Below are 9,422 nucleotides of genomic sequence, written 5' to 3' on the forward strand. Positions count from 1 at the left end.
GCGTTCACACGTCCGGCCGCGAGCTCGATCGCGAGCGCGATGCCGTCCAGCCGCCGACAGATCTCGGCGACAAGCGGCGCGTCCTCCTCGTTGAGCTCGAATTCGCTCAGGCTCTCGGCAATGCGTTCCACGAAGAGTTGGCTTGCGGGATAGGCAAGGATGTCGGCGATGCCGAGCCCGTCGCGCTCTGGGGGACAATCCAGCGGAAACAGCCGATGGACGCGCTCACCTTCGCTGCGAAAGGATTCGCGGCTGGTGGCGAGAATATGCAGCTCCGGCGCCTCCTGGACGAGGCGTTCGGCCACCGGCGCGAGCTCGTCGAGGATGTGCTCGCAACTGTCGAACACCAGCAGCGTCCGCCGGCTGCGCAGGAACGCCAGCAGGCCCGGCATCGGGTCGTCGGAATTGACGGTCAGGCCCAGGGTGGCCGCAATCGTTCCGGGAACCAGCCGGGCATCCGTCAGCGCTCCGAAATCGACGAAGCTCACCTGGCCGTCGAAGGCCGTGAACTCGCGATGCGCGACGGCAAGTGCGACCGAGGTCTTGCCGATCCCGCCGGGGCCGACGATTGTGACGAAGCGATGCAGGGCAAGCTCGGCCGAAATCTTCTCGACGGCCTCGTCCCGCCCGATCATCCGCGCAAGCGGCGAGGGCAGCGCGTGGGGCGACGAGACAGGCGGGCTGGTCCGGCTCTCCGAGGGTGCAGGGTGATGCAGCGGGGCGGCGAAACAATAGCCGCGTCCGGGGACGTTGACGACGTAGCGGGCACCTTCGCCGGCATCCCCTAAGGCCTTGCGCAGCGTCGTGATGTGGAAGCGCAGGCTGCCTTCGTCGACCGTCACGCCGGACCAGACCCGCTTGATCAACTCTCGTTTGTCAACGACCTCGCCGGCGCGCTCGGCGAGAAAAATGAGAATGTCGAGCGCACGGCCGCCAAGGTGAAGCGGCGCGCCGTCCTTCTCCAGCAGCCGCGCCTTTGCAAGCAGCCGGAAAGGACCGAAGGCAATGGCCGAATCCTGGTCGTTAGTGTCCGGCAAGGGCCAATGATTCCAGTGAAAGGGCTGGCGTCTGCGCTTTGATTGAACAGAGCGAAGTTATCAGTAAACGGATCGAAAGTGGCGAAATCGCGTGGGTATCGCCGAACGCAGGCGGCCTATCCGTTGCAAATTTTGCTTAAACGCGAGCGGTTTACGACGCGACTGCGACAATTCGTCAGCAGGCTTGACCGTCGCGACAACAGCTTCTGCTGACAGGTGTGATGCCGCCGATCATAACAAAATCTTGCAACGTCTAACGGGCAAATCGCGCGCGATGCATCCAGTATGGCCTTCGAGTTAGGTCCTGTTCCAACGGGGAGGCTATCATGTCCGCTATCGGCTCGATGTCGAACGGCAGCGCCGCTCGATCGCAATTCGTCGGCAGCCTTGACGATCAGTCGCGTGATTGGGAACTCGTGCTGCGGGAATCCCACCACCGCATGAAGAACACGCTGACGCTGCTGGGTGCGTCAGTCCGCCGCGACTTCACGCGGGCCGCCACCAGGGACGTGTCGCTTGCGGTGGATCGGTTCGAGCGGCGCATCGTTGCGTTCGGCAGGCTCTATCAGCTCCTGTCCGACAACGACGATCAATCGATGGTCCCCGTCGGGGCCTTCTTCGAAAATCTCTGCGGAGCGATCTCCGAGGCCGTGCTGGAGCCGGCGGGCATCCGCTGCGAGGCCGCGATTGAGAACGGCGTGCTGCCGGCATCGCAATGTCATCGGCTCGCGCTGATGCTGACGGAGCTGGTCACGAACGCGGCAAAGCACGCCTTCCCGAACAAGAATGGTGCGCTGATCCGCATTGACCTCGCCAACCGCGACGGCGCCTGGGTCTGCACGGTGGCCGACAACGGGATCGGCGCCATCGGGCCGCTTCAGGGCACCGGCAGCCGCATTCTCGAAGGGCTCGCACGCARCATCCACGCGCGGCTGCATGGCGAGGCGGGGGAGGGCGGCACGCGGGTGACCATCGCGATGCCGGCTGCTTGAAGTTCGACTGTGTCCGGAACCGCTAACGAGCCCAAGAATTCGATAACGAGCGGCATTCGCCATTCTGCGCAAAGTTGAGCCTGCAAAGCAAAGTTGAGCCTGCAAAGAATGGGTTCGGTTGCGAACCCGTGCCTCACACCAGGGAGTTCGACATGGCCACACTCGAAATCGATCGCGAAGCCGGGACCAAGCCCTCGCCATCGCGCGGCGTTGATCTGAAGCTCGAGGTCGTCGTCATCCCGGTGTCCGACGTCGACCGCGCCAAGGCGTTCTACATGCGCCTCGGCTGGCGACTGGACGCCGACTTTGCCTCTGGCGGCGACTGGCGCGTGATCCAGTTCACGCCGCCGGGCTCGGCCTGCTCGGTGATCTTCGGCAGGAACGTCACGGCGGCAGCGCCCGGCTCGGCGCGAGGCCTGTATCTGATCGTCTCCGATCTGGAGGCCGCGCGACAAGATCTGCTCGACCGCGGCATCGCGGTCAGCGAGCCGTTCCACGGCGGCGGCGACGTTCATGCCGGGCCGGACGAGCCATACCTGTTCGGCAGTATCCGGGTCAGCGGTGCTGACCCGATGCGCGGCAGCTACGGCTCCTTCGCCGCGTTCAGCGATCCCGACGGCAATGGCTGGCTGTTCCAGGAGGTCACCACACGACTGCCCGGACGCATCGCAGGCGACGGCACGAATTTCCCCTCGCAGGCCGATCTGGCGGCGGCACTGCGCCGCGCGTCAGTGGCGCATGGCGAGCACGAGAAGCGAACCGGCGGACACGACGACAACTGGGCGGACTGGTACGCCGACTACATCGTGCGCGAGCAGGCCGGTCAGCCGCTGCCGTCCTGAAGCAACCGCATTCTCGGACCACGGCGCGCGATGACTTGGTCATCGCGCGCCGGCGACAGGCGGTCACGCTGATGTCGCCTTCGGCCGGTACCGAGCGCCGGTGCTGAAATCAAACAAGGAGAATTGAGATGATCCGCAAGGCAACAGCAGTCTGGAAGGGCACCGGTCGCGATGGCACGGGCCAGCTGTCGAGTGAATCCGGCGTGCTCGCCGGGACGCCGTATTCGTTCAAGACGCGCTTCGAGAACGAGAAGGGCACCAATCCCGAGGAATTGATCGCAGCGGCCCATGCCGGCTGCTTCACCATGGCGCTGGCCTTCGGTCTTCAGCTCGCCGGTTTCACGCCGGACGAGCTCTCGACCGAAGCGGCCGTCACGCTCGAGCCCGAAGGCAAGGGCTTCAAGATCAGCAAGTCGGCGCTCACGCTGCGCGCCAAGGTGCCGAACCTTGACGACGCCGGTTTCGCCAAGATCGCCGGCGAGGCCGAGAAGAACTGCCCGGTGTCGAAGGTGCTCAACGCCGCGATCACGCTCGACGCCAAGCTGACCTGACCGCGTCGTCAAACAAGTTGCCCATCCGGCCCTGATCGGGAAAACTGAAGCTGCGCAAGCTTCGGTAGCCCCGAGAAGAGCCGGATGGAGATTTGCGGGAATGCCCGGCTCACGCCATGTGATATAGAGCGTATCGAATGGCTGGTGCGGGCGAGCCGAACGAGGGGAGCGGAGATATGACGACAGAGCGCGCAGTGTTGGCGGGAGGCTGCTTCTGGGGCATGCAGGATCTGATCCGCAAGCAGCCCGGGGTGATTTCGACTCGCGTCGGCTACACCGGCGGAGAGGTGAAGAACGCGACCTATCGCAATCATGAGGGCCACGCCGAGGCGATCGAGATCATCTTCGATCCGGCGAAAACGWGCTACCGGACGATGCTGGAGTTCTTCTTCCAGATCCACGATCCCACCACGCTCAACCGTCAGGGCAATGACTGGGGCACGAGCTATCGCTCCGCGATCTTCACGACGAGCGACGAGCAGAGGCGGATCGCGGAAGACACGATCGCCGACGTCGAGGCCTCGCATCTGTGGCCCGGCAAAGTGGTGACCGAAGTCACGCCTACCGGCGATTTCTGGGAGGCCGAGCCGGAGCACCAGGATTATCTCGAACGTTATCCGGACGGCTACACCTGTCACTTCATCCGGCCCGGCTGGAAGCTGCCGCGGCGCGCGGCCGCCGTGGGAGGCTAGACCGCATCGTCGCGCATGGTCGGGGGACAGGCCGAGCGGTGAGCCTCAGCTCCGGAGCTGCGCAATCAGACCTTGGGCCTCGCGCATGTCGGCGGTGCGGGATCCCTCGGTCAGCGGCCGGCAAATGGTTTCCAGAACCTCCAGCGCCTCTGCATCGCGGCCTTGTCCCAGTCTGAACCGGGCAAGGCTGATGGCGCATCTCAGCTCCCACGATCGCGCGCCCTGCTGCGTTGCGATGTCCATCGCCTCGCGAAAAGCCGCTTCGGCCGCGGGCAGGCCCTTCGTCTGTTTGAGCATCAATTCGGCCTTGATGCGGATCAGCTCCGGCAGATACCAGCGCTCCTGGCGGTCGTTGCAACGCGCCAGGATGTCCTCGATCATCTCCAGGCCGCGATCAGCCGCGGGCCCGGAAATATTGCGTCGATATCCTGAGATCGAGCGGGAAGATCTTCGGCTTCTCCGCCAGCACATGCAGCGACGCGTTCACCCGGTCGATATGTTCCCGCGCGTCGTTCTGGTCACCGAGATAATGCAGCGCGACGGCCATCAGCCGGTCGCCCAGCATGAGGTCGGACTTGTCGTGAGAATTCGCCGCCGCGTTCGCAAAACGATCGGCGAGTGCGCGGGCCTTGCCGAACTGTCCGTTGTTGAACTGGTCGATGCACAGGCCCCAGAGCGCGCGCAGGCGAAAGTCCTTGTCGTCGAGCCTGTCGGCGAGCTCGAGAGTCGTCTCGAGGATCGGACGCGCTTCGCGCGCACGGCCCTCGCCATACATCAGCGACCAGCCGAGCGCCGACAGGAGCTGCATGCGGACGCGGTCGTCGCCGCCGTCTCCGAGCGCGGCGAGTGCCGTTCTCGTGCGCTCGCGGCATTCGGCGAACAGCGAAAGCCGCACCCACAGCGTGACCGCGGCGGCCGTCAGCGCGATTCCCAGCGCCGGATCGCCGTCGGGCCCGAAGGCCCAGTTCAGCGCGGCGCGCACATTGTCCAGCTCCGCGCCGTAGACGTGCAGCCATTCGGGCAGCGGCGTCGACGTGTCGGCCTCGGCGCGCTCGAAGAAATCGCGAAAATGCTCGGCGTGGCGCCGTGCGAACTGCCTGGTTTCACCGAGCTCGTTGAGCTTGCCATGCGCGTAGGTGCGCGTGGTGTCGAGCAGGCGATAGCGCAGCGTGCGCGAGCCCGACGGCGAGATCAGCGATTTGGTGACCAGGCTGTCGATCGCCTCTAAAGTCTCCGATTCGCTGACGCCGTYGCCGGCCGCGACCGTGGCAGCGGCCTCCGGCGCGAAGGGCCCGGCGAATACCGACAGTCGCCGCAAGGTGGCGCTCTCGGCCGCGGGCAGCAGGTCGTAGCTCCAGTCGAGGGCTGCGGCGAGTGTCTGGTGCCGCGGCACGGCCGTGCGCCGTCCGCGCCATTGCAGCGAAAAACGGCTGTCGAGCAGGGAAGCCGTGCCTGCGATGCCATAGGCATTGACGCGGCCCGCCGCGAGCTCGATCGCCAGCGCAATGCCGTCGAGGCGCCGGCAGATGCTCGCGACGAGCGGGGCCTCTTCTGCGCTGAGCTGGAACGGACCCGAGCTCTGGGCAATACGCTCGACGAAGAGTTGGGCCGCGGGGTAGGTGAGGACCTCGGCGACACCAAGGTCTTCGCGTTCCGGCGGACAATCCAGCGGGAACAGCCGGAAGATCCGCTCGCCATCGCTCCGGAACGACTCGCGGCTGGTGGCGAGAACACGAAGCTGCGGCGCTTCGCGAACGATGCGCTCGACCAGCGGGGCCAGATCATCCAGCACGTGTTCGCAGCTGTCGAAGATCAGCAGGGCCGGCCCGGTGTTGAGAAATGTCAGCAAGGCCGGCGTCGGATCCTCCGCGTTGATGGTCAGCCCGAGCGCGGAGGCGATGGTGGTTGCTATGTGGCTGGCATCCCTCAGTGGGCCGAAGTCGACGAAGAAGACGCGGCCGCCGAAATCCTGGGAACGCCGATGCCCGACGGTGACGGCGACCGCGGTCTTGCCGATCCCGCCCGGGCCAACCACGGTCATGAAGCGATAGAGCGACAGTCCGTTGGAGATCTTCTCGATGACCTCCTCTCGTCCGATCATCTTCGCGAGCTGAATGGGCAGGCGGGGAGGGGCGATGTCGGAGGAGACCGGCGCGACCGGAGGGGCCGCCTTAGCGAGCGAGGCGACGAAGCAATAGCCGCGGCCGGGCACATTGACGACATAACGGGCGGACTTGCCGGTGTCGCCGAGCGCCTTGCGCAGCGCTGCGACATGGAAGCGCAGGCTGCCTTCGTCGAYATTGACGTCGGCCCAGATGCGCTTGACCAGCTCCCTCTTGTCGACGACTACACCGGGGCGTTCGGCCAGGAAGATGAGAATATCGAGCGCGCGGCCGCCGACATGAAGCGGCGAGCCCTCCTTCTCCAAGAGCCGGGACTTTGGGAACAGCCGAAAGGGCCCAAACGAAATGGCCGAGTCTTCGTTATGCTCTGGCACGCGCCATCGCCCCCACCACGGGAGTCAAAAGGTATTACTTTTTGGTCTACCAGAACGAAGCGTACAGTAAACTGTCCGAAAGCAGCATGGCTGGCAGACCTGCGCAGATCGCTTGGATCGTCACCGGCTCGCCGAAATAAGACTTGGAACGTAAGGGGTTAGGTCGCCATGCCATGGCGACCGCGCCGGGACTTGTCCGGGCGGAGCATTGACGCCGGTGGCGGATTGCTGCGATTGGTTGGTTCGGGAGCCGGTCCCGCCTCGACAATGACAACCGACTTCCGGAATTCGGACATGCCTTCCTTCTCGCGGCGACGATTCGTCCATGCGTTATCAGGCGCAKCGGCGCTGGCGGCGATTCCGCGCAGCGGGCAGACCGCCGACTATCCATCTCGCTCCATTCGTCTGGTGCTGCCGTACGGAGCCGGCGGAGCGGGTGACCAGATCGGGCGTCCCTGGGTGGACAAGATGTCGTCGTTGCTCGGGCCGACCTTCGTGGAATATATCGGCGGTGCGGGCGGCGCGATCGGGGCTGCCGCGGTGGCGCGCGAGGATCCCGACGGCTACTCGCTGCTGCTCGGAAACGGCAGCACGCAGGTCATCATTCCCCTGACCTCGGCAAATCCCGGCTATTCCGCTGACGATTTCCGCGCCATCTACCGCCTGATCAGCAGTGCGCTGGTTTTCGCCGTCCATCCGTCGGTCCCTGCCGCGAATTTGCGCGAGCTGATCGCCTACGCGAAGGCCAATCCGGGAAAGCTGTCCTACGGGACGCCCGGCATCGGCACGGGAAATCATCTGGTCGGTGAATCCTTCAAGCAGCAGGCGGGCGCGCTGGACATGGTCCATGTGCCGTACCGAGGCGTCTCGCAGGCGACCAACGACCTCGTCAGCGGCCAGATCTCGCTCGTCATTGCCGTGATGTCGGTCCAGTTGCAGCAGCTGAGCGAGGCCGGCAAGATCCGGCTGCTTGCGGTCACGACCGAAAAGCGGCTGAGCGGCGCGCCTGATATTCCGACCGCCGTCGAATCCGGCATGCCGGATCTCAGATATGAGGGCTGGTTCGGCATCTTTGCTCCCAAACTCACCGACGATGCGATCATCGATCGGATCGCGCAGACGACGCGCCTCGCCATGGCCGATCCGGCGCTTCAGGCGAACTACCGCGCCCAGGGCATGGAGCCGGACAGCAATTCAAGTCCGGACAAATTCCAGCGCATTATCGATGCGACAACTGCAAGCCTGGCGCCCGTGATCAGATCGATTGGATTGAGCAAGTCATGAGCTCACGCGTCGACTGGTGATACCTCGCGCTGCTCCGCCGTGACGATGCGCGCCGACAGCGTGACCAGTCCCATCAGCACAGCCAGGAGCCAGAACGCCGTCGGCAATCCGCCGATACGTGCGACGAAGCCGACGCCGGCGGGACCAACGAGGATGCCGGCGTAGCCTGCGGTCGTGATCGCCGCGACAGCGAGCCCCGTGGGCATCACCGTCTGCCGGGCTGCCCGGCGGAACAGCACCGGCACGAGGTTCGAGGCGCCGAGGCCGATGAGCAGGAAGCCGGCCATGGCGACCGCCGCAACCGGAGCCGTGAGCAGCACCGCGAAGCCCGCAACCGCGATGATGCTCCCCCAGAACAGGGTCGTGCGATCCCCGATGCGCGCGACCACGGCGTCGCCGCCGAGCCGACCCATCGTCATCGCGATCGAGAACACGATATAGCCGATCCCGCCTTGCGACTCGGAGACGAGGCCCGCACCGATGACGAGCAGTGCGCCCCAATCGAGCACCGCGCCTTCGACCAGGAACGTGATGGCGCCGAGCAGCGCGAGCAGAAGCACGGAGCCGTGCGGCAGCACGAACAGCGGCCCGTCCTGCACCTGCACGGAGCGGAGCAGGCGCGGCCAGGTGACCAGCATCGCAATCAGCATCAGGACCGAGCAGATCAGCGTGCAGGCGAGGGCGCCGAACTGCAAGGAGAGCAGCGCGGTCATCAGCGCGGATCCGGCGAAGCCGCCGATGCTGAACAGCGCATGGAAGCCGGACATCAGCGGACGTCTCGCTGCGCGCTCCACCTCCACCGCGTGGATGTTCATGGCGACGTCGATGGAGCCGAGCGCGGCGCCGAAGCCGAAAAGTGCGAGCGCCAGCGCTGCCGGTGAGCTCGCGATGGCCAGCAGAGGCAGGACCAGGGCGAGACCGAGCCCGCCGGCGATGATGATCGGCCTGCTGCCGTAGCGCGCGTTCATGATTCCGGTCAGAAGCATTGCGACGACCGAGCCGATGCCGAGGCTGAGCAGCAGCAGGCCGAGAACGCCGTCGTCGACGCCGAGCCGCGCCTTCGCAAACGGCACCAGCGGCGCCCAGCACGCGATGCCGAAGCCCGCGACGAGGAAGGCAAGTCGCGTCGCAAGCCGTGTCGCCGGCCGGTCGGCAGAAATCATGAGAACTCCGGAAAGCAGGGGGCAAGGAGGGCGCGGTCGACAAGCCCGACGATTGCCGCGACTTTATGTCCTGATGTGCACGATTTGTCGCAGCAGTTCCCCGAACGCTGCAAGGGAGCGCAGGTCCCCGGGCTCGCCCGTCGGGCAAAACACCGGCCCTGTCTCGCCGCCCGGTCAATCCCCTTTCACAAAAATATTCCACTTTACCGAAATTCGGTTTTGTCGTATGTGTCGCCCATCCCGGCTCATCCTTGAGGGGCGATCATGTGGTCGTCATTTTCGCGAGCCGGGCTTGCGGTGGACGCGGCAGCGTCGGGCGCGAGAGTTGCGGGCAGGGCGGATTGCTCTCCGTGAGCCCCAAGGC

General features: G+C 65.4%; 7 protein-coding genes and 1 pseudogene. 5 read left to right on the plus strand and 3 right to left on the minus strand.

What is annotated here, in order from left to right; translation table 11 throughout:
- Positions 1–1,037 (minus strand): ATP-binding protein (locus AC1D00_RS24995; protein WP_477012484.1); only part of this gene is annotated, 1,037 nt, incomplete at its 3' end.
- Positions 1,038–1,363: 326 nt separating this feature from the next.
- On the opposite strand from AC1D00_RS24995, the gene AC1D00_RS25000 reads away from it, so the two are divergent.
- The 4 genes from AC1D00_RS25000 to msrA all read left to right on the plus strand — a co-directional run bounded on the left by AC1D00_RS25000 (position 1,364) and on the right by msrA (position 4,114).
- Positions 1,364–2,029 (plus strand): sensor histidine kinase, encoded by a 666-nt coding sequence (locus AC1D00_RS25000; protein ID WP_477012485.1) that lies wholly within the window; start codon positions 1,364–1,366, stop codon positions 2,027–2,029.
- Between the two features lie 152 nt (positions 2,030–2,181).
- Positions 2,182–2,871, plus strand: coding sequence for a VOC family protein (locus AC1D00_RS25005; RefSeq protein WP_477012486.1), 690 nt, complete (start codon positions 2,182–2,184; stop codon positions 2,869–2,871).
- A gap of 128 nt (positions 2,872–2,999) precedes the next feature.
- The gene (locus tag AC1D00_RS25010) at positions 3,000–3,422 is read left to right on the plus strand and encodes an OsmC family protein (RefSeq protein ID WP_135176752.1); all 423 of its coding nucleotides are present in this window, start codon (positions 3,000–3,002) and stop codon (positions 3,420–3,422) included.
- 176 nt (positions 3,423–3,598) lie between these two features.
- Entirely contained in the window at positions 3,599–4,114 is a 516-nt protein-coding gene (gene msrA / locus AC1D00_RS25015) for a peptide-methionine (S)-S-oxide reductase MsrA (protein WP_477012487.1), read from the plus strand.
- A gap of 45 nt (positions 4,115–4,159) precedes the next feature.
- Here msrA and AC1D00_RS25020 read toward each other — a convergent pair.
- Positions 4,160–6,611 (minus strand): annotated as a pseudogene (locus AC1D00_RS25020) (ATP-binding protein).
- Positions 6,612–6,905: 294 nt separating this feature from the next.
- Here AC1D00_RS25020 and AC1D00_RS25025 point away from each other — a divergent pair.
- The gene (locus tag AC1D00_RS25025; protein ID WP_477012488.1) at positions 6,906–7,895 is read left to right on the plus strand and encodes a Bug family tripartite tricarboxylate transporter substrate binding protein; all 990 of its coding nucleotides are present in this window, start codon (positions 6,906–6,908) and stop codon (positions 7,893–7,895) included.
- A gap of 2 nt (positions 7,896–7,897) precedes the next feature.
- Here the strand turns inward: AC1D00_RS25025 and AC1D00_RS25030 are convergent, their stop codons facing one another.
- On the minus strand, positions 7,898–9,058 hold the full coding sequence (locus tag AC1D00_RS25030) for an MFS transporter (protein ID WP_404558248.1): 1,161 nt from the start codon (positions 9,056–9,058) through the stop codon (positions 7,898–7,900).
- Between the last annotated feature and the right edge of the window lie 364 nt (positions 9,059–9,422).

It is taken from the genome of Bradyrhizobium sp. P2_E8 (genome assembly GCF_056403875.1).

What these genes read in the sequence shown, in the direction of transcription:
- AC1D00_RS25005 (WP_477012486.1), top strand. Translation starts at nt 2,182, where the DNA reads ATGGCCACACTCGAAATCGATCGCGAAGCCGGGACCAAGCCCTCGCCA.
- AC1D00_RS25010 (WP_135176752.1), top strand. Translation starts at nt 3,000, where the DNA reads ATGATCCGCAAGGCAACAGCAGTCTGGAAGGGCACCGGTCGCGATGGC.
- AC1D00_RS25030 (WP_404558248.1), bottom strand. Translation starts at nt 9,058, where the DNA reads ATGATTTCTGCCGACCGGCCGGCGACACGGCTTGCGACGCGACTTGCC.